15 protein-coding genes are annotated in these 20,995 nt (G+C 46.5%); 6 read left to right on the top strand and 9 right to left on the bottom strand.

Features of this window, described 5'->3' with window-relative positions:
• Window positions 1-254: 254 nt before the first annotated feature.
• From QUB12_RS26000 to hemW, 4 genes are all read right to left on the bottom strand, one after another.
• A complete protein-coding gene (locus tag QUB12_RS26000; RefSeq protein WP_333143362.1) occupies window positions 255-1,820 on the bottom strand; it encodes an FAD-dependent oxidoreductase in 1,566 nt (521 codons plus the stop codon).
• A gap of 393 nt (window positions 1,821-2,213) precedes the next feature.
• Window positions 2,214-2,486, bottom strand: a complete 273-nt coding sequence (locus QUB12_RS25995; protein ID WP_333057596.1) for a DUF1830 domain-containing protein — start codon at window positions 2,484-2,486, stop codon at window positions 2,214-2,216.
• A gap of 155 nt (window positions 2,487-2,641) precedes the next feature.
• The gene (locus QUB12_RS25990) at window positions 2,642-2,860 is read right to left on the bottom strand and encodes a hypothetical protein (protein ID WP_333143361.1); all 219 of its coding nucleotides are present in this window, start codon (window positions 2,858-2,860) and stop codon (window positions 2,642-2,644) included.
• Between the two features lie 226 nt (window positions 2,861-3,086).
• Window positions 3,087-4,454, bottom strand: a complete 1,368-nt coding sequence (gene hemW, locus QUB12_RS25985; RefSeq protein ID WP_333309089.1) for a radical SAM family heme chaperone HemW — start codon at window positions 4,452-4,454, stop codon at window positions 3,087-3,089.
• A 375-nt stretch (window positions 4,455-4,829) separates the two neighbouring features.
• Here hemW and QUB12_RS25980 point away from each other — a divergent pair, with 375 nt between their 5' ends.
• The gene (locus QUB12_RS25980; protein ID WP_333143359.1) at window positions 4,830-5,909 is read left to right on the top strand and encodes a PIN/TRAM domain-containing protein; all 1,080 of its coding nucleotides are present in this window, start codon (window positions 4,830-4,832) and stop codon (window positions 5,907-5,909) included.
• A 317-nt stretch (window positions 5,910-6,226) separates the two neighbouring features.
• On the opposite strand, the gene QUB12_RS25975 is transcribed toward QUB12_RS25980, so the two are convergent.
• Entirely contained in the window at window positions 6,227-6,799 is a 573-nt protein-coding gene (locus tag QUB12_RS25975) for a Uma2 family endonuclease (protein WP_333309087.1), read from the bottom strand.
• A gap of 92 nt (window positions 6,800-6,891) precedes the next feature.
• Entirely contained in the window at window positions 6,892-9,102 is a 2,211-nt protein-coding gene (locus QUB12_RS25970; protein WP_333309084.1) for a Tex family protein, read from the bottom strand.
• Between the two features lie 243 nt (window positions 9,103-9,345).
• Here QUB12_RS25970 and QUB12_RS25965 point away from each other — a divergent pair, with 243 nt between their 5' ends.
• Window positions 9,346-10,206 carry a Uma2 family endonuclease gene (locus QUB12_RS25965; protein WP_333309083.1) on the top strand — a complete coding sequence of 287 codons (861 nt, stop codon included), beginning with the start codon at window positions 9,346-9,348 and terminating at the stop codon, window positions 10,204-10,206.
• A 178-nt stretch (window positions 10,207-10,384) separates the two neighbouring features.
• Here QUB12_RS25965 and QUB12_RS25960 read toward each other — a convergent pair whose 3' ends face one another.
• From QUB12_RS25960 to QUB12_RS25950, 3 genes are all read right to left on the bottom strand, one after another.
• Window positions 10,385-11,362 carry a class II fructose-bisphosphate aldolase gene (locus QUB12_RS25960; protein WP_333143354.1) on the bottom strand — a complete coding sequence of 326 codons (978 nt, stop codon included), beginning with the start codon at window positions 11,360-11,362 and terminating at the stop codon, window positions 10,385-10,387.
• Window positions 11,363-11,566: 204 nt separating this feature from the next.
• Complete coding sequence (locus QUB12_RS25955; protein WP_333309081.1) at window positions 11,567-12,388, bottom strand: phosphoadenylyl-sulfate reductase; 822 nt, start codon at window positions 12,386-12,388, stop codon at window positions 11,567-11,569.
• Window positions 12,389-12,556: 168 nt separating this feature from the next.
• Entirely contained in the window at window positions 12,557-12,709 is a 153-nt protein-coding gene (locus QUB12_RS25950; protein WP_333300643.1) for a hypothetical protein, read from the bottom strand.
• Between the two features lie 769 nt (window positions 12,710-13,478).
• On the opposite strand from QUB12_RS25950, the gene QUB12_RS25945 reads away from it, so the two are divergent.
• From QUB12_RS25945 to QUB12_RS25930, 4 genes are all read left to right on the top strand, one after another.
• Complete coding sequence (locus QUB12_RS25945; protein ID WP_333309079.1) at window positions 13,479-13,619, top strand: hypothetical protein; 141 nt, start codon at window positions 13,479-13,481, stop codon at window positions 13,617-13,619.
• Between the two features lie 44 nt (window positions 13,620-13,663).
• Complete coding sequence (locus QUB12_RS25940) at window positions 13,664-14,029, top strand: response regulator (RefSeq protein WP_333309077.1); 366 nt, start codon at window positions 13,664-13,666, stop codon at window positions 14,027-14,029.
• A 256-nt stretch (window positions 14,030-14,285) separates the two neighbouring features.
• Complete coding sequence (locus tag QUB12_RS25935; protein ID WP_333309075.1) at window positions 14,286-14,789, top strand: chemotaxis protein CheW; 504 nt, start codon at window positions 14,286-14,288, stop codon at window positions 14,787-14,789.
• Window positions 14,790-14,879: 90 nt separating this feature from the next.
• The gene (locus QUB12_RS25930) at window positions 14,880-20,672 is read left to right on the top strand and encodes a PAS domain S-box protein (protein ID WP_333309073.1); all 5,793 of its coding nucleotides are present in this window, start codon (window positions 14,880-14,882) and stop codon (window positions 20,670-20,672) included.
• Window positions 20,673-20,995: the final 323 nt, after the last annotated feature.

The following is a 20,995-nucleotide window of genomic DNA, read 5'->3' as shown; positions in this document are numbered from 1 at the left end:
TATTGTGTTGTGGAACAGGCATCTTGCCTGTTCAGATATTAGCCACGGGCAAGATGCCCGTGCCACAATTAATTAATGAATCAATAAATTATATTGTGTTGTGGAACAGGCATCTTGCCTGTTCATATATTAGCCACGGGCAAGATGCCCGTGCCACAATTAATTAATCAATAAATTATATTGTGTTGTGGAACAGGCATCTTGCCTGTTCAGATATTAGCCACGGGCAAGATGCCCGTGCCACAATTAATCAGTTAATAATCGCCTCCAGCGCCATATTGCCACGCTTCAACTAATCGGTGAAAATAGTATTGCTGTTCCGGTGCTAAATTTTTCACCTGCGGTTCTACGGCTTTTCCCAAAGGCTGCAATCCCGTATAAATTCCTAAATTTACATAATGAACCATCCAATCTAGCAAATTAGCTATTCCAACCTGCGGGATAATTTTCATAACTAATCCGGGATGGCTAATTGCTGTTTTAAACAGGGTTTGGGACAAAGCCGGAAACAGCACGATATCTTGAAGAAACGGTTTGAGTACCGGTTCTCCCAAGTCTTCCATTACCTGAAAGACGGCCGCCAAAAGTTGATTGATTTGATTGGGGTCTATTTTTTGATTTATCGCAGCACTCATCGAACGCTGAAACAACCAGGTGACAGATAGATTTGGCTGGTAGGGTTGCAAAAGTGCGAGGGATTTTTTGCTGAGACTGTCGCTTGTCAAAGCTTCGTCAATTCCTAGAGTCAAGCGTTTGAGGTGGCGCACCATTGCCCCGAAACCGCCAAAGCTGAGGGGAGATTGGCTACCGCTGCTGTCTCCGACTGGGAGTATGCGATCCCAAGGCGTTTTTAGAGGACTTTGGCGATAGCAGGGGAAGAATCCGTAGAGTGCTCTTTGGAATTTTAACTGTTCGAGTTCGACGTTTTGATATTGGGGAAGCAAGCGCAAATAGTCTTCAAATAATGTTTCTAAACTGAATCTTTCTGTGTCGGCGTCTATGTAGGTAAATAAGTAGGTGGTGCGGCCGTCTCTGGCTGGAAATGCTTCCCAAAAATATTGGCACTGATTTTGCATTGGGGTGAAGGATGCAAATATGTCCCCGGTGTCGTTTTTGGGGTATCCTTGAGCGCAACTGCCGACTACTAAACATACGGCGTCGGGTTTCTTCCCTTGTCTAGCTTGGCGGACAATGGGCGAAAAATGTCCCATTGCGTCTAATAATAATCTGGTTTTAAATAAGTTTGTAGCAGGTTGTGTATCGGTATTTGCAGATTCTACCAACACTCCATCCGGGTGAATGGTTGCTGTTTTAAATGGTGTATTTTCAAATAGCTTTCCTCCAGCTTGGAGAAATCGCTGTTTCAAGGTTTCTAGGAGGTAAACTGGGTCTATTCCGATGTTTAGTACGTCGCGCACCCAAATGTCTGGGGTGTTGGCAAAGCTGATGCGGGCTGGGTTATATTCAGTGGCGATCGCCTTTTCTATCTCTTCAACAGATAGCAAATTTAGTTCTAAGAATGCGTCTAATTCTTTGCGAGAAATGTTCCATTCTTGATCGCGGCCTCGCAGGGTGCCGCGTTCTATCAAGGCTACTCGCCAACCCCGCACGGCTAAGGCTGTACCGATTAATATTCCTAGGGTTCCGCCGCCGATAACTATGTCGAAGTCGAGGGTTTCCAGGGGTTGTTGGCTGTGTTTGACTGCTTGGGGTGTTGGTGCGGTGTTTTGTTTGAGGTTTTCCCAGAGTCGATCGACTTTTCTCAGGCCTCCGAGGGCGTCTCCTGGGAGTTGGGAGAGGATTTGTTCGGTGAGGGACATCGGGTTTTAGTATTAAACAGTGGTGGATTTTTTATAATTTAACTTAGATTAACATTTGCGACAGTTTCAGGGCTGACGCATGGGGTGGCGAGAATCCCGGTTTATACTAAGAGGTTGCACCATTGTCAATAAGCTTTTTAGGAACAGGCAAGATGCCTGTTCCACAAGAAAATCTACTCTTTGTGGAACAGGCATCTTGCCTGTTCTTGAGAATGGTGCAAGATGTGAGTTTCTACGAATTTTGGGCTTAGTAACGATAAATATACGAATCAACCGGGTTTCTGATGTCACAAGTGCGATCGCAAACGGAGTTTTTATAATCATACAGAGAAACCCGGTTTCTGAAAAAAAACCGGGTTTCTACCTCTCGTTGGTAAGTCTGGGGAATTATCTTCAATCAGCCGTGCTTAATTCTTCAACTCGCAGCCGATCGCACAAAATTCGCTCGCACACTATACCACCCGTATCCGCACTCCTGCAAACTTCTAACTGAGCTTCCGGCAGCGCTTCAAACAAAAAACGTTCCCCCGGAAACACCGTCCGCTCAAAATACCAATTAGGAATATTTGTAATGCGAGCGATTTGCACTTTGCTAGTATTATTTAGATACCAACACAAAATGCGCGTATGACCTTCGGAAATTACCTGATTTAGTGTCAAATTCATCTTTTTAACTTGTTTGTGCAATGGTGCGAGCGAGTGGCGAAAGGCCTAAGCTTATTATAGCATATTCCCAGTTAAAACAGAATTTTTTATACATTTTTTTTACATTCTTTGGGTTAATTAATAAATTTCTCCGGGGAAACATCAGCGCCTTCCCCCTATTCCCAAGAAGGTGCAAAAGCCGGCATTGCTAAAGTGCAAGATTTCCATCCTCCCCTAACAGGTGCATTCAACAATTGACAGTGACCGACTGAACCTCTTGCCTGTTGGTAGTGACCGCAAAAATTACACTTGGAAGCCGGATTGCAACCGCGCTCGCTAATTACAAGGCAGGGCTGGTTTTGGGTTTGGTGGCGATCGATAGTTATAGTGTTCATTAAATTACTTTTTAAATGTTCAGTCTTAAGTATGACGGCTGAAGTGCAGTCGTGGCCTCTATCTGAAGGCTTAGTTCGCCTTAAGTTTTGTTGAGGGATCGATAGAAAATATATTATTTTTGACAGTATAAAGCGAGGGAGCAATTTAATTTGCTTCCGATCGCATTGGCGGCCCCGGCTTTAGGGCCGATCGCGCTTGCCGGGGGGTATACTTCCTCAGACAGAGCTAATTATTTTCGCCTAACTGGCTGAACAAATCGGCTAAAATTGTATTAGAAAATAAAAAACCTTCGGGATCGCTCAACCTCAAATTGCCCGCAAGCGGCAGTTTCGCGGCATCGCCTAAAGTTGCGTGAAGCGGAGCTATCCCGTAGGGAATCGCCCTATCCTCCGTCATAATTTCCACCCATCCTTGCCGCCAGTAGGGCTGCAAACAACGCCAAATTTTATCAACCGTTTGCTGACTAAACTTTTCAGTCAGCGCCGACAGGCTAACTCCTTCTGCTAAACGCAAACCTAGCATCAGCGTTTCTAACAAAACGTCATTTTCTGAGACTGGAAAATTTTGCTCAATTGCTGGGTAAATATCCTGCTGGGTTTCCCCCCCAATTTGAGGAGTAGCTGGGGAATTCAGGTCAGAGATCGATCGCACCCACTGATAATATTCTTGAGTTTTGCGCGGTCTAGTCAACCTTCGGCCTTCCACGTAACTCGCCGCCCCCATTCCCAAACCGTAATAAGGGCGATTTTCCCAATAAACGCGGTTGTGGCGGCACTGATAGCCATCGCGAGCATAATTAGAAATTTCGTAATGTTCGTATCCAGCACCGATCAGAATTTCCCGCGCTAAACGGTACATTCCAGCAGCGGTTTCATCTGCTGGTAGCGGCTGCGCGCCTGCTTCAAAGTAGCGCCCGAAAGCAGTTCCCTGCTCAACAATTAAGTCGTAACTCGACAGGTGAGTCGGGGAAATTTCCACCGCTGATTTCAGGGAAGCTTCCCACTGTTCTAAAGTTTGGTGCGGCAGTCCCGAAATTAGGTCTAAACTGAAATTGACAATACCAGCCGATCGCACTATTTCCACTGCTTCAAAAATATCAGCGACAGAGTGCGATCGCCCGCAAGCTTGCAGCAATTCATCCTGAAAAGCTTGCACTCCCAAACTAACTCGATTTACTCCCGCCGCTGCATATCCCCGCAACTGTTCTAAAGTAAACGTACCCGGATCTATTTCTATAGAAATTTCCGCCTCAGCAGCAATCCCAAATTTGCCGTCGAGAGTCTCTAAAATATTGCTCAACTGACTGACAGAAAGCAGCGAAGGCGTGCCACCACCAAAAAAAACTGTTTTCAGAGATGCGCCTAAATTTTTAGTTTCTTGAATTTCTTGACACAGTACAGCAACGTATTGCACGATTGTGCCGGAATTTTCGCCATTTTTGCGATCGCCCACCACAAAAACCGGAAAATCGCAGTAGTAACAGCGGCGGCGACAAAAAGGTATGTGCAGGTAAGCCGAACTAGGAATCCCGGAATTTGCCGCTTGCACACTTTTTTTTAATTCAAATGTTAAATAATCTGTGGGAGGGTTCATTACATATCAAGCCGAAAGCGCAACTTCAAATCTAAAGTTTTAATTAAACAATCATGAATAATTATGTATATTATGACATTTCCTTACCAAAAAAGCGCTGCGAACGATCTGCTCTTTTAATTTAACGTCGTACCGGTTTCGATCGGCCACCATTCCCGGACATCCCGCAGGGCGGTCTATTCGCACCTCGTGCCTGCTTGCGGTGGGGCGTGGTAAATTCCGAGCGACTCCCTGGCACATCCCCCAAAGGGTACAACCGCGAAATATAAGTTTATGAAAATTCCTGAGTAAATATGGCGATATCCGACCAAAGCATGAAAACAAGTATCAGCACTGCAAAGATATAATGGGAATAAATTCATTAACCTAGAACTAATGCTAGACGCAATCATAATAATCTCATTCGTAATCGCAGGCGGAGGCATTGGCTATTACGGAGTCGAACTCCTGCCGACCGAGCTGCTGGAGCAAGTTACAAATATACAAGGTTTAAGTTCTGTACTAGGTTCGTTTGGAGCATTAATCGGCTTCGTGATGGGATTAGTGGCTCAAACAACCTATCGGCGCCTGGAAAAACAAGTCCGCGATATGCCAGTGGAGATGTTGCTGACGCGGGCGATCGGCTTAATCATCGGACTGCTAGTAGCAAACTTAATGCTGGCTCCGCTATTCCTGCTGCCAATTCCGCGCGAGTTCGGCTTCATCAAACCTCTAGTCGCAGTCTTGGGTAGCGTCATGTTCGGCTTCACAGGCGTCAGTTTGACCGACACCCACGGCCGCGCTTTCTTGCGGCTGATCAACCCCAAAAGCTTTGACACGGTGTTGGTAGCCGAAGGTACTTTCAAACCAGCAACTGCCAAAGTTGTCGATACTAGCTGCATTATTGACGGCCGAATTGAAAACTTGCTAGAAACAGGTTTCCTCGAAGGTCAAATTATCGTGCCGCAATTCGTGCTCCAAGAACTGCAACTGGTAGCTGATTCCGCCAACGATCAAAAGCGAGTGCGCGGACGCCGCGGCTTAGATGTACTCAACCGCATCAAAGAAACATATCCAGAACGGATTCAAATTCACTCGGCTGACTACGAAGATATTGCCACAGTCGATGCAAAATTAGTCCGATTTGCTTTGGATATCGACGGCATTTTGCTCACCAACGATTACAACTTATCGAAAGTAGCTACCGTCCAAAAACTGCCGGTTTTGAATATCAATGATTTGACTCATGCGGTGCGCCCGACTTATTTGCCGGGAGATACGATCGAACTAAAAATCCGCAAAGAAGGCAAAGAACCCTCTCAGGGAATCGGTTACTTGGATGACGGCACAATGGTTGTCGTAGAAGCAGGCAGCAGTTACGTCGGCGGCGAAGCCAGAGTCGTAGTCACCAGCGCCCTGCAAACAAGCGCCGGCCGCATGATATTCGCCCGCCCTCAAGAATCCGTTATTGTTTAAAACTGAGTAACAATGGCCAGGGCAATCAGAATCAAATATTGCGATCGTTGTTCCCAATCTGCCCCGACTCTCTACCGCGCCCGGTATGACGAGTCGGGGCAGTGGTTTTTTTTATGTCTTAAATGTTGGGAATCGGTAAGTAAAAACAATCCTTTTTACTTCTACGGTGGCACTTGGAAAGCTAGCAAGAAAAAATAGCAATTACCAGCTTGTTCTTCTTTTCTCTTCCTACCCTTCGGGAACGGCTTCGCCGAACGTGTCCTTAGCGTCTTCGCGGTTCAATCATATCAATATCAGTGATTCTGGAGTAATTAAAATCAACCAATCCCGATCGCATCTTCATACAATGTCTCGATCGCACAGCTAAAATTAACGCTAGCAAACTGAACTTCTTGTCCTTGACTGTAAGGATAAAGCACCCACAAACCCTCTGCATTCCGGCGAAAACACTCTACACTAACTCTTTCTTGATTAATTAATACATACTCTTGCAAACTTTCAGAAGTGCGGTAATCACCAAATTTATCGCCTCTGTCAAAAGCCGCTGTAGTCGGCGATAAAACTTCCACAATTAAGCGCGGGTAGATAATGAAATCTTCAGCAGTATTTCTGTCCCGTTCATCGCAAGTCACCGCTACATCGGGATAGTAATAACAATTTGCTGCCTCAATCCGAACTTTTATATCTGCCACGTAAGGTATACAGCCACTTCCCCGAAGATGATTTCTCAGCAAAATTGCTGCATTGAGACTAATGATGGCGTGAGCTTTGCTTGCCCCTGCCATTGCATAGATTTCACCTTGCCTGTACTCGTGTTTGGTCGGACTGACTTTCTCGGCTGCTAAATAATCTTCGGGGGAGACGTAGGATTCGCTTTTACTTGCAACCATATAATTTTGAGGTGGGTGAGGATTACACAATTATAGCCGTAGCACGGGCGAGGGCTGGACGCCATCGCCCTTTTTCACCTTTCCCCAAAGTTTTAACGTCGGCGCGGGGCCGGAAGCCTCGCACTATTGCCATTTTGCGGTTGCGGTTTTTCTTGCAGCTTCATTGTCAAACTAACCCGCTTTAACTTCTCATTCACCTCCAAAACCCGCACTTTCACAACTTGTCCGACTTTAACAATCTGTTTCGGATCTTCCACGAATCGATCGGCTAATTGAGAAACGTGAACCAAACCATCTTGGTGCACTCCCACATCAACAAAGGCTCCAAAGTTAGCTACATTCGTGATTATGCCTTCTAATTCCATCCCAACTTGCAAATCGGAGATTTCTTTAATTCCTGCTTGGAAAGTGGCATATTTAAACTCGGCGCGCGGGTCTCTTCCCGGTTTTTCTAGTTCGGAAATAATGTCTCGGAGTGTTGGTTCACCGACTTTTTCAGTGACATATTTCTTGATATTTACAGTCTTGATTTTTTCCGATATTTGTGTTATTCCAGTCAGCGGCAAGTCTAAATCTTTGGCGATCGCCTGCACTACAGGATAACTTTCTGGATGAACTGCTGTATTGTCCAGGGGGTTTTCGCCGCCGCGAATGCGGAGAAACCCGGCTGCTTGTTCAAAAGCTTTTGGGCCGAGTTTGGGAACTTTCAGGAGTTGGCGGCGATTTTTAAAGGCGCCGTTTTCGTTGCGGTAATTGACGATATTTTTGGCAACTGTTGCCGTCATTCCTGACACAAATGTCAGCAATTCTTTGGAGGCTGTGTTTAAGTCAACTCCGACATAGTTAACGCAGCTTTCGACTGTTTCGTCGAGTTTCTTTTTGAGCAGTTTTTGGTCAACATCGTGCTGGTATTGACCGACTCCTATTGATTTCGGGTCGATTTTCACGAGTTCGGCGAGGGGGTCTTGCAAGCGCCGTCCGATGCTGACTGCGCCGCGGACGGTGATGTCCAGATCTGGAAATTCGGCGATCGCCACCTCGCTTGCGGAATAAATCGATGCACCGGATTCATTCACCATGACTTTAATCGGTTTCCTGTCCATTTGGGCCAAAACTTCCGAAACAAATTCGTCTGTTTCGCGGGAAGCTGTACCGTTGCCGATCGCGATTAATTCAATTTTATATTTTTCAATTAAATGCTTGACAATTTTACCAGCTTGTTGTCGCTGAGCGGCCGCTTGGTGGGGGAAAATTGCTTGATATTCTAAAAATTGCCCGGTTTCATCGAGGGCGGAAACTTTGCACCCTGTGCGAAATCCCGGATCGATCGCCAATGTGGGTTTCATTCCCGCCGGCGCCGACAGCAGCAACTCGCGGAGGTTGGTTTCAAAAGTGGCGATGGACTCGATATCAGCGACGGCTTTGTTGTGCGATCGCACTTCTGTAATTAACGAAGTCTTCATCAGTCGGTTGAAGGCATCCTTCAAAGTCGATCGATAAAACTCTTTAACTTCCGGTATCCTAGTTCTAATTTCCTGACCTTCCAAATAAGCCATCACTGCGGATTCATCAAACGCCAGTTCCAAATCTAAAACCCCTTCCGTTTCTCCGCGAAACAGCGCTAACATATTGTGCGACTGAACGCTTCTCGCTGCAACTTGATAATTGCGGTACATTTCAAATTTAGTGCTTCCTTCCGGGAAATCCTCTTTAATTTTCGAGACAAAAACTCCTGTCTTCATCAAAAACTCTCGCAAATAAGCCCGCAATTCTGCTTTTTCCGAAACCGCTTCCGCCAAAATATCCGCAGCACCTTTGAGAGCTTCTTCTGCTGTTTTAACTCCCTTTTCTTCCGAAATATATTTAGCTGCTTCCGCCTCAAAATCGGCTGGTTTAGCCGTCGGTAAGTTCAGAGTTTTGATAAAATTGGCCAGCGGTTCCAAACCTTTTTCCCTAGCAATTGTCGCTCGCGTTCGCCGCTTGGGTTTGTAAGGCAGATAAAGGTCTTCGAGTTCGTTTTTTTGCAAACACGATTCGATTTTAGCTTGCAATTCTTCAGTGAGTTTACCCTGAGAGCTAATCGTCTCTAAAATCGACTTTTTGCGGTCTTCTATTTCCGTCAGATAGGTGAAGCGATCGGAGATATCCCGCAACTGAATTTCATTCAGCAAATCCGTGCGTTCTTTGCGGTAGCGGGCAATAAACGGAATAGTTGCTCCCTCGGCGAAAAGTTCCAGAGCATTATTGACTTGAGACAGATTAATGGAAAGTTCTTGAGCAATCAGTTGAGGAATGTCGATCATAGTGCAGAATTTCGGAACAGTCAATTTTAGATTTTAGATTTTAGATTTTAGATTAACTTCACAGAAGAGAGGAAGAAAATGGAATCATCCCATTTTTGTTAAAATCGCTTTCTAGGAGTGCGATCGTCCCGCACAGCAAAGCCGATATATCTCGCTTCTAGCTCTCCGGCTTGCACTCCTGTGAAAGCATCATTGGGATGTTCCCGTGATGTTAGCATAAATGCAGTCATTTCTCAATATTATATGTTTCCTTTTAAATATCCTGTGCCGCAAACCGATCCGCCGCGATCGCCCCGAGAAACGCTGCCGACGATGTACGATTTACCCAGCGAAGACCCGGAGGAACCTGGTTTGCCTGACGAATTTCACGATTTACAGCCGCAGTTGTTGAGCCTGACGTTTCGACCTCGGAATTACCCGGCTTCTGAGATATTTAGCGGCACCGACATGAACCTTTATTATGACGTGCAGCACACTCTGTGGCACAAGCGGCCGGATTGGTTTGCAGTTGTGGGAGTTCCCCGACTTTACGATCGATCCGAACTGCGGATGAGTTATGTTACTTGGCAGGAAGGCGTGAATCCTTTTGTAATTGTAGAACTGCTTTCGCCGGGAACAGAAAAAGAAGATTTAGGCGACAAGACCGATGAAGAAAAGTTGCCACCTCAGTCGGGAAACGCTGCCGGTAACGGGCAATTTTTGCAGCCGGAGACGAAGGAGGAACCGCCTAGAAAATGGGAGGTTTACGAGCAAATTTTGCGGGTTCCTATTTATGCCGTTTTCAGTCGCTATACTAACAAATTGCGAGTGTTTGAATTGAAGGGCGGACACTATCAAGAATTAGAATTGCCGGAGTCGCGAGTGTGGATTCCTGACCTAAGTTTGGGGTTGGGTTTGTGGCAAGGAGAGTTTCAGGGAATCGATCGACTGTGGTTGCGCTGGTATGATGTTGATGGCAATTGGATTCTCACTGAAGCGGAACAGCAACGGCAGCGGGCCGAGTCAGCGGAATCTAGGGCTCAACAAGCCGAAGCTCAATTGCAGTCTTTAATTCTGCGGCTGCGGGAATCTGGCATCGATCCCGATCGATTTTTAAATGGTTAGAGAGGACTGAAGTCCTGACTAATAGTATGTCCGGTTGATTACCCCTAATACGGTAGGGGCGGGTTCACGAAAAATATCTACCAATAATTGACAATCTCAAAAACCCGCCATTTTAATCGCGGTCACTGGATCGGACATGATATAAAAACTGGTTCGCAGTCAGGACTGTAGTTTGTTTTTACTTCAACATAAGACTCAAGGCCTCACTACGCACAGGCTTTAAGATTTGATCGCAACTTGATTGCTTGCGGCTTGTTTGTTGGTTGCTGCTACTCTTTGCGGTCAAGTCATCCCTGTAGGGAGAATGATGCAAATAAGCTTGACCGACAGAACCGAAAAGTTGCAGTTTGTCAGAAATGACCCATCGCATGGCATCGATAGCTTTTTCCATTATTTCCAACAAATCTGGATGTGGCTCAGAAATGCTACTTTTTAACACGTCCATATAAGCTTCGCGAACTTCCGTATTCACATTAAATTTAGATACTCCGAGTTTAATACATTGATGAATCATTGACTCCGGCAAACCGCTAGCACCGTGCATCACTAACGGCACTGAAACAGCAGCCCGGATTTTTGCCAGACGCGGAAAATCGAGTTTCGGTTCGCTCAAATATTTGCCGTGAACGTTACCAATTGTTACGGCTAAAAAATCCACCTTAGTTTCTTTGATAAACTCTACTGCTGCTACGGGATCGGTCATCCTTGCGGCTTTCTCCTCGCTTGTCAAACCTTCTTCCCTGCCACTCATTCTGCCGATTTCTGCTTCAACTGCCGCACCGTTAGCGTGGGCTAATTTAGTCATTTCCCGGCTAAATATTAAGTTTTGTTCGTATGGCAAAAAAGAACCGTCTGCCATAATTGATTTGATACCGGCGGCTAGGGCGAGGTGAATGTCTTTTTCTGAGGGGCCGTGATCTAAGTGTACTGCGATCGGCATTAAAGATTTGCCGGCCGCTTTGATGCACAGCGCGACTAAAGGCGATTGTCCGTATTGGAGGGCGCTGGGGTGAATTTGCAGTATAGCAGGACTGTGCAGCGCTTCGGCCGCATTGATCACGGCTTTTACTCCTTCGAGGTTGTAGACGTTAAAAGCGCCGATCGCATAACCATTTCTCAAGGCCGTGTTCAGCAATTCGCTAGTTGACGCGAGCATATAGTACCTACTTTAAAAACTTTTCTGAATGTCGATCATTCTATCAAAGTTCTAGGGCAAGCTCAGCTTAATTTGTGTTTATTTTAATTGCGAATTCTTCGGCGACGATTTATGTGAAGTGCATTTATTCTTGGGTAAGGTGCGCCTAGCGCACCCTACTATTTGTTTGGTGAGCCTAGCGCACCTTACTCCTTGAGTGATTTACTATGTTTGTGCGTTACCAGCGTGCAAACCGCATTCTTTTACGGTCGCTTCTTCCCACCACCAGCGACCTTCGCGTTCGTGTTGGTTCGGCAATACCGGCTTTGTACAAGGTTCACAACCAATACTTACAAAACCGCGTTCGTGCAACTTGTTGTAAGGCACATCCAAAGCGCGAATGTATTCCCAAACCTCTGCCGAAGACCAGTTTGCTAACGGGTTGAATTTAATTAATTCATGGTCAGGAGTTGAGAATGCAGTGTCAACTTCAATGACCGGAATACCGTTGCGGGTACTGGGACTTTGGTCTTTCCGCTGACCAGTGATCCAAGCATCGAGAGTATTCAGTTTGCGGCGCAGCGGCTTGACTTTCCGCACGCCACAGCATTCTTTGTGACCGTCTTGATAAAAACTAAACAATCCCTTTTCTTCTACTAGGGCTTGTACTTCTGCTGCATCGGGAAACATTACTTCTAATTTAATGCCGTAATGTTTTCTGACTTGATCCAAAAACTGATAGGTTTCTGAGTGCAGTCGTCCGGTGTCTAGGGTAAAAACGCGGAAATTTTTGGTAATTTTTGAGGCAATATCGATCAGAACTACATCTTCTGCACCGCTGAAAGAAATTGAGATGTTGTCAAAATTTTCTAGGGCAAATTTGAGAATTTCTCGCGGTGTTTTTTGACTGTATTCTGCTTCTAGGGCGGCAATGTTGAGATTTCTTTGGATGGCAACCATATTTTCGGGTCTGAGCGTGTTCTTTTTCTCTAGCCCTTTATTATAGCCGATCGCCGTCTCTCCCTCACCGACTAATTTGACAATCAAGCAATTTCGTCCGGGGCCACCGGATTCATCCGTGAAGCCAGAAAAAAGCTCCGACTGCTCATCACCAGCCCCCGGATTTATCAGTGGGAGCGCTTTCTTCTATTCTAAAATCTAAAATCGATTGACCGCATCTTGCAGCAGTCTTTGCGGCTGGGTTCACAATCAAGCTCAAGGATGGCGATTGCCTGCTGGTAGCAGTTTTGGTGAACCCAACACTCCTCTACTGGCTAAAATGGGACTGTCGCGCGGCCCATTGATATCAAATCTGTTAGCATCGGAATTATTCCTATCTCTATTCTTTTCATCGGCGTTAATCTGCATCAATCTCTTGTCATCTGCGGTGAAAAAATTATCTTTTTTTTGACCGCAGATACAGGCAAATTAACACAAATTAACGCTGATGAATTAGATTGTTGACTGTTGACGGTATTTTACTATTTCGATGCTAGCTGAATTGATATTAATTTGCAATTAATTATAAAATCCACACAAGAAGATTCATTAAATGTCATTGGAAAATCAGTCAAGTTTAACTGGTTTAATTAATACAGTAATAGCGATTACTAAGGATCGTGGATTAAATAACTTCCGTAGGTTGAGCCCGTGGAACCAACCCTCCGTTTCACTCCGCCCAACGCCACGCTTGATTGTTGGGTTTCGTTCCTCAACCCAACCTACAAAAAATGCAAGTTATTTAATTCTCATTCCTAAGCGATAGCGTGCTGTATCTGGCCTAAAAACAACCTTTTTTTTCCAGAATAGCACCGCTGGAGCTGGTTTTTAATTGCGCTTTATGGCGTTAGCTAAATAATTTATATAGCACAATTTAGGCAATACATCAAAGTTAATTATTGAAATTAAAGCTAAACAAAAGTATAAAAACCAGCTTTTTTTCGCATATGTCTTTATATCCCCCCTCCTAAATTATTGGTAAATTTCTTACTCCCTTCCCTTGCTAAGGGGAGGGTTGGGGTGGGGTTAAAATTTACGACTCCTGCAAGGATTGCTATACTAAGAGCAGTTGGTTTCAAAACAGCGAATTACCAATAATCAATTACTAATTGCCGATTAATTTATTCAGAGCGATTCCGTGACCAAAGTAAATTTTTATCGCTTTTTATCGCTGACAGCTAACATTGAGCCATACGATCGGCTATATTGTATTTGGAAGTACATTAATTTGTCGGGAAAGCGGTCTAGTCTCATCGCCGCCGATCGCGTCAGCTTCTGAATTAACATAGTCCGCTGTCAATAACAGCAAGGAAGTGTGGAATCATGTCCAAAATTTTAGTAGTGGACGACGTAAAGAGCGAACTAGAAATCATCTGCCGCATTCTTCAAGATGCCGGACTGGATGTGATCCGCGCAGGCGACGGCGAAGAGGCGATCGCCCTGATCCGCAAAACCCCTCCGGCTTTGGTCGTTTTAGATGTAGTGATGCCGCGAATGAATGGGTTTGAAGTGATCAGAGAATTGCGGGGCGATCGCGCAACTGCAAAATTGCCCGTAGTATTTTGTACTCATAAAAACACCGAGATCGATAAAGCTTGGGGAACTGATTTAGGAGCCGACGCTTACGTCAGCAAACCTTTTGAACCTCAGCAACTCGTCCACATAGTGCAGCGCTTGCTTTCAGCGTAAACCCAATATAAAGCGATCGACCACTTCCCAACAAACATTATACCGACAAACCCCGTTTTTTTTAATAAACTGGGTTTTTGAATTCCATAAAAGTTTATGTTTAATGATAAAAACCTGCTTATTTGCCCAGCCGCGATTTATTTAACGGAAACATTTGAGGCACCCAAAGTGATGCTGAAAAACTCGATCGGCGATCGGCTTTAGGGTCAAAGCAAAACTCTAATTTGTAAGGTACACTAGAAACTAAAAATAAGCCATGAAAATAACGGCTCCCCCCGCTGGGGGGCATCAGACAAGTGCAACAAAGCAATTTCTCCTGTTCGGTCAAGGAGGCAGTCTGTTCGGCATAGAATTAGAGGCAGTGCGGGAAGTCCTTTCCCTCAAGGAACAACCGATTTCCCTGGTTCCCAACACCCAGCCATTTTTGCTGGGATTAACCAACTTGCGGGGCGAAATCTTAGCAGCAGCAGACTTCGGACTGTTTGTCGGTATTGAGTCGGTTGACGCCTACCACCCCAACAGCCGCATCTTAGTGGTAGAAGCGCCCGATCCACGAGACGTGAGATTGTTATCGAAAATGCGCCTGGGATTAGCCGTCTCCCGCGTCGAAGGAGTTTTACCTCTCAATCCCGATCGCATTGTCTCAGCACTAGATGTCAGTCCCGACCTAGCTCCATTCTTAAAAGGTCTGTACAATTCCGAAGGACGCTTGCTAATGATTGTCGATGTAGAAGCGATCGCCCATTCCGAACGCTGGTAAAAATCAACAATACAGATAAGTCTGCAACCGCTTTCAATCAATAATTTTAACTAACGATCGCCCGCATCCTATTTGCCCATCCTTAATTTTATGATCGAAATTCTCTATACCTGGATCGCAACGACTTTCACCCTGACATTGCCTGACTTGTCCTCATCGGTGGTAGCTGGGGCTGCTAATGTCATCATTTCTGGGTGTTACTTTTCCATCGCCTGGCTAATCAGCTTAGCTTTGTGGCGAAACCGTCAATTCGGGTTCGACATCTTCGCCACAGTCACAGCCTGCATATTTTGGACCTGCGCTTTGGGCCATAGCGGCCACGCAGCCGAATACCTAGGACTGCCACACTCTCCGGTGGCGCAAACAGTGTCGGATTGGATAACTGTAATTGCGGCGATCGCTTTTTTGAGTTTGTCCAACCGCTACACCTTCTTAGTAGGTTCCACCCAAATCCTTAACTCTAAAAAAGAAACAGAACAAGCACTGAGCGAAACTACCCAGCGATTTCACGCAATCTTCGACCAAGCTTTTCAAGCGATCGCATTATTGGAGCCCGACGGTACTCTGATCGAAGCAAATCAGACAGCGCTAGAATTGGGCGATTTCCAAGCATCAGAAGTCCTGGGGCTGAAATTTTGGCTGACACCAGGGTGGGCATCATCTCCAACCAACCAGCAGCGCCTAAAAACGAACATTCAACAAGTCTCGGCCGGCAAGTTTGTCCGGGAAGAATACGAAATCACCGGCTTCAACAACCATGTGACAGTAATGGACGTGTCGTTTAAGCCGCTGTTAAATGAAACAGGAGAAGTATTTCAAATCCTCGCCGAAGGCCGCGACATTACCCAGCGCAAACAGACAGAATCCGCATTGCAGCAGCTAACGGCAGAACTAGAGCAGCGCGTGAATGAAAGAACCGAGCAGATCCTGCAAACTAACGCACAATTGGAACAGGAAATTCGCGAGCGTACCGCAGTACAAGAACAATTAAAAGCCTCAGAACAATTCTTAAACAACATCCTCAATAGCATCCCAGACCCGATTTACGTCAAAGACCAACAGCACCGCTGGATAATATTAAACAATGCCTTTTGTGAATACATAAATCACAGCAGAGAAGAACTAATTGGCAAATCCTACGACCTGTTCTTGTCCAAACAGGAAGCACAGACATATCGAGAAAAAGACGAATTAGTTTTCGTGACAAATACCAGCACCGAAGTCCAAAAAACCATCACAGACCGAGCAGGAAACACCCGCTTTCTCTCCGCCAAAAAATGTACCTTTGTAGATGCCGAGGGCAGGAAATTTCTCGTTTGCGCGATTAGAGATATCACCAATCGCGTGGAAATGGAAGAACAACTGCGACAGACACTGGCCGAAATAGAAAGTTCCCAAAACTTGCTGCGAACAGTCATTGACGCTACGCCAGACTGCATTTTTGTCAAAGATCGAAACTTGCGCTACACCCTAGTCAATGCAGGTTTCGCCGCCGCCTTCGGCAAAACTCAAGCAGAAATTATCGGCAAAGACGACGCAGAAATCGGCATATCGGTCGATCGAATCTTCGCCAACTTCCACGCCGAAACCGATTCCCAGAACCAAATCCAAAACTTCCGGGCCGACAACCACCTCGCGCCTGCCTCCAACGACTTAGCCACCTTAGCAGACGGCAAAGTACACACCTTCGACACCCAGAAATTGCCCCTCAAAGATGCAGAAGGCAACATTTTAGGAATCCTCTGCTTCGCGCGCGACATCACACAGCGTCGCAAATCGGAACAAGAACTATTGCGGTTCAAAGCAATTTTAGAAACCACAACAGACTGGGTAGGCATAGCCGACTCCCAACAGCGCGCCATTTATCTCAACCGCGCAGCCAGAGAAATGTTGGGAGTTGGCTCTGACGCAGATTTAACCGGAATCCGCATTTCTGACCTGACATCCCCCAAAAGTATCGACACTCTTGTGAACGTCGGCATCCCCGCAGCTTGCCGGGACGGGGCGTGGAGTGGCGAGACTGTTTGGCAGAGTTTAGACGGCGAAGAAATACCAGTTTCTCAAGTAATTGTTGCCCACAAATCCGAGAATTCAGAAGTTGAATTTATCTCAACGATCGCCCGCAACATTACAGAACGCAAGCGCGTAGAACAAGCCTTGCAGCAGAACTTGCAAATGCTCGACCTCGCCAGCGACGCCTTGATCGTTCGGGATATGGACGGCACGATTAATTATTGGAGTCAGGGAGCCGAACGGATGTACGGCTGGACAAAAAAGGCAGCCTTGGGGAAAGTCAGCCATACTCTATTACACACCATTTTTCCCCAGCCTTTAGCAGCTATTTCGGCACAGTTAGAAGAGCAGGATTATTGGGAAGGAGAATTAATTCATACCACCAATTTTGAGACCAAGATCACCGTATTCAGTCGCTGGAATTTGCAGCGAGATGAACAGGGAAAACCGAAAGCAATTTTAGAAACTAACAACGACATCACGGATCGCAAGCAAGCCGAAATCGAAAAGCAAAGATTGATTTCGCTCGTAGAAAGCAGCTCGGATTTTATCGGCACTGCCACCTTGGAGGGAGAGGCAACATACCTGAATGTCGCGGGAATGAAACTAGCAGGATTGCCAAATATTGAAGAAGTCAAAAGCAAAAGTATGTATGACTTCTTCTCAGTAGAAAATGGTAAGATTTTCAAAGAAGAAATCGTGCCGGCTACTGTGCGAGACGGTTTTTGGCAGGGTGAATTCCGCTTGAGGAACTTTCAAACCGGCGAAGACTTTCCGGTTGACTTCACCCTATTTACAGTCAAACACCCAGAAACCGATGAGCCTATGGGGTTCGCAACAGTTACTCGCGACATCAGCGATCGCAAACGCGCAGAAGAGATGGTGCGCGATCGCGAAAGACTGTTCCGAGCCATTTTTGACCAATCGTTCCAATTAGTGGGGCTGCTCAAACCAGACGGAACCGTTTTGGAAGTCAACCAAACAGCCCTCGCCGTCGCCGGAATGGAGCGCGAAGACTTCGTAGGCACGCAGTTTGTAGATAATTTGTGGTGGCAAATTTCTCCAGAAGCCAAGCAAAAAGTGCAAGCAGCGCTCACAAAAGCTGCCGCCGGCGAGGTAGTCCGCTACGAAGCCGACGTGCTCGTTGCTGGGGGTGCTGTGATAACTGTGGACTTCTCCCTCAAGCCGATCGTAGACGACAGCGGCAAAGTCGTGCTGCTAATTCCCGAAGGCCGCGACATCAGCGATCGCAAAGCCCTAGAACGAGAATTAGTTTTGCGTCAAAGTCGCTTTGACGCATTTTTCGCAGCCGCCCCGGCCTCAATGTTTATTTTTGACGAGCAGTTGCGCTTCGTGCAAGTTAACGAGAAATTAGCGGAAACCACCGGCGTCTCAGTTGCCGAACACCTCGGCAAGACTGTGAGGGAAGTTATACCCGAAATGCTCGATACCCTACAGCCGATGCTGCAGAAGATTCTCGCCACCAACCAACCGTTTTTAAACGTTGAGGTGTCGGGTTCAATCTTCAACGAACCGGGCGTCATGCGAGATTGGCTGGCGTCATATTTTCCTTTGCCCGGATCTGACGGCAAACCCATCGGTATCGGGGCTGTGGCGATCGAAATTACCGATCGCAAAAAAGCAGAACTAGAGCGCGATCGATTTTTCACCCTGTCTCTCGACTTGCTTTGTATTGCAGATTTTCAAGGCAAATTCAAGCGCGTCAATCCCGCTTGGGTAAAAAGCCTCGGCTACACCCTAGAAGAACTGGAAGGCCAACCTTTTCTCAATTTCGTCCATCCAGACGATCGCGAACAAACAGTAGGCGAAACCGGCAAATTATCCAGCGGCCTCGAAACAATCGCTTTTGAAAATCGCTACCGCTGCAAAGACGGTTCCTACAAGTGGCTGTCGTGGAAAGCGCGACCTGAAGCCGAACAAAAGTTCATATATGCAGTGGCTCGCGACGTTACCGAGAGCAAACAGGCGATGGTGCAACTGGAAAAAACAACAGCCCAATTAGCCCGTTCCGAAGACCAATTTCGGCAGCAAACCAATCTCTTGCAACTGCTAATAAATAGCATTGGCGATGGCATAATTGCTGCGGACGAAAATAACAATTTTGTGTTGTTCAACCCCGCCGCCCAAGATATCTTTGGCACGGGTTCGACAGATACTCTTCCCGACGAATGGTCAACAAGATACGGTTTATTCTTGCCCGATACGGTAACTCCCTATCCCCCAGCCGAAATACCTTTAGCGCGCGCAGTTCGAGGAGAAGCCTGTGACGAAGTAGAGCTTTTCACCCGCCACCGAGGGAAGCCAGAAGGCCTGTGGGTGAAAATTAACGGCCGGCCGCTCAAAGACGAAACGGGGGCGCTTAAAGGCGGCGTAGTCGTTTGCCGCAACGTCACCGAACAAAGAGCATCCCAGCAGCAAATGCAGCAGTTGGCCGAGGCACAGGAACGCTTGCTGCAAGAACTTAAAACCCGGCAAAATGCTCTCGACGAATCGGCGATCGTCAGCGAGACCGATCTCCAAGGCATCATTACCTACGTCAACGACGGATTCATTGAAATCTCCGGTTACAGCATGGGAGAACTCCTGCACCGCAACCACCGCCTCGTCAATTCCGGCTACCATCCCAAATCATTTTTTGAAGAAATGTGGGTGACACTTTCTCGCGGTTTGGTGTGGAAAGGGGAAATCAAAAACCGACGCAAAGATGGCTCGTTTTACTGGGTAGATTCGACGATCTCCCCCATTTTTGATACCAGCGGCAAAATAGTCAAATATATCGCCATTCGCTTTGACATCACCGAGCGCAAAGAGGCAGAAGAACGACTAGAAAAATTGGCAGCAGAACGTAAAGCTGAAGCTGATTCTCTGACCCAGCAAGTCCTTAAATTGTTGGGAGAAATTAAAGGCGCGGCTCAAGGCGACTTGACAGTCAGGGCGGAAGTGACTAACGACGTTTTAGGTGCTGTCGCCGACTCTTTCAACTTCTTAATCGGTTCTCTGCGGAAAGTGGTAACGGGAATTCAAACTTTAGCCGAACAGGTAACATCTGCCACCGGCGAGTCAATTAAAAATACCAGTCAACTCACCCAACAGGCAGAAATTCAAGCAGCAAAAATATCTGCCATCATGCGCGAAATCGAGCGGATTGTGAATTCGATCCGCGACGTGCGAGATGTTTCGGTGCGGGCAGAAACAGTGGCTCAGCAGTCTTCTCAAACGGCTGAAGTCGGCGGTATGGCAGTCGATCGAGCTGTCGAAGGTATTAACGGGCTCCGGTTGACGATCGCCTCTACCTCGAAAATGATGAAGCGTTTGGGCGAATCTTCGCAGCAAATTGGCAAAATTGTGACTTCGATTTCTCAACTTGCTTCGCAAACTAATTTATTAGCTCTGAATGCTACTATTGAGGCGGCGCGAGCCGGCGAACAAGGTTTAGGCTTTGCAGTTGTTGCCGAAGAAGTGCGGAAATTAGCAGAAAGATCCGCCGGCGCTACTGAGGAAATCTCGGAAATTGTCGGTACAATTCAAGAAGAAATCAGCCGCGTGATGAAGGCAATGGAATCCGGGACGCTGGAGGTAGTGGAAGGCACTAAGCTGGCAAGCGAAGCTAAAACTCACCTCAATGCCATCATCGAAGTTAGTCGAGAAATGAATGCTTTGGTGCAGAATATTACTAGCGCATCTGCCAAGCAAACTGTTTCGGCTGAGGGAATTGCTAACAGTATGCAGCAAGTCAACGAGATTGCGAATACTACCGCACAAAAAGGTGCGGATGTAAAAGCATCTTTGGACGAGTTGTCTGGTTCTCTGGGTCAATTGCAAAAGTCGGTGGCGAATTTCCGTTCGTAATTTTAGAACCCCGACTTATTGAAGAAGTCGGGGTTCTGGGTATTGTGGCAGTGTGCGATGAATGGTAAGATGGATGAGTATTTGAAATACTTTTAGGTTGGGGCTATAGTGTTTGAGATTGAGTTTACAGACCAAGCGATTGAGGATTTGCAGTGGTTTAACTACCAGCCGGGAAGTCCCGGGCGTATATTTAGAGGGGATTAATCTGAGCGCTGCGCGAAGTACCCCGTTGGGAATTACCTAGCATGATGAAAGGCTCGTCGGGTGTAGGTACCCAAAGCGACAATTAGACATTGCGAGTACCTTTAACTTTGATGTACTTC

The organism is Microcoleus sp. B7-D4 (genome assembly GCF_036705125.1).
Classification (GTDB): Bacteria; Cyanobacteriota; Cyanobacteriia; order Cyanobacteriales; family Microcoleaceae; genus Microcoleus.
Note: the sequence above shows the minus strand (reverse complement) of the source record. Positions and strands in the feature narration are given on the sequence as shown.

Coding starts and splice junctions, on each gene's coding strand:
- QUB12_RS25960 (WP_333143354.1), bottom strand. CDS start 11,362: ATGCTCGCGTCAACTAGCGAATTGCTGAACACGGCCTTGAGAAATGGT.
- QUB12_RS25995 (WP_333057596.1), bottom strand. CDS start 2,486: ATGAATTTGACACTAAATCAGGTAATTTCCGAAGGTCATACGCGCATT.
- QUB12_RS25965 (WP_333309083.1), top strand. CDS start 9,346: ATGTTTCCTTTTAAATATCCTGTGCCGCAAACCGATCCGCCGCGATCG.
- QUB12_RS26000 (WP_333143362.1), bottom strand. CDS start 1,820: ATGTCCCTCACCGAACAAATCCTCTCCCAACTCCCAGGAGACGCCCTC.
- QUB12_RS25980 (WP_333143359.1), top strand. CDS start 4,830: ATGCTAGACGCAATCATAATAATCTCATTCGTAATCGCAGGCGGAGGC.
- QUB12_RS25935 (WP_333309075.1), top strand. CDS start 14,286: ATGAAAATAACGGCTCCCCCCGCTGGGGGGCATCAGACAAGTGCAACA.
- QUB12_RS25975 (WP_333309087.1), bottom strand. CDS start 6,799: ATGGTTGCAAGTAAAAGCGAATCCTACGTCTCCCCCGAAGATTATTTA.
- QUB12_RS25950 (WP_333300643.1), bottom strand. CDS start 12,709: ATGCAGATTAACGCCGATGAAAAGAATAGAGATAGGAATAATTCCGAT.
- QUB12_RS25990 (WP_333143361.1), bottom strand. CDS start 2,860: ATGAACACTATAACTATCGATCGCCACCAAACCCAAAACCAGCCCTGC.
- hemW (WP_333309089.1), bottom strand. CDS start 4,454: ATGAACCCTCCCACAGATTATTTAACATTTGAATTAAAAAAAAGTGTG.
- QUB12_RS25970 (WP_333309084.1), bottom strand. CDS start 9,102: ATGATCGACATTCCTCAACTGATTGCTCAAGAACTTTCCATTAATCTG.
- QUB12_RS25930 (WP_333309073.1), top strand. CDS start 14,880: ATGATCGAAATTCTCTATACCTGGATCGCAACGACTTTCACCCTGACA.
- QUB12_RS25940 (WP_333309077.1), top strand. CDS start 13,664: ATGTCCAAAATTTTAGTAGTGGACGACGTAAAGAGCGAACTAGAAATC.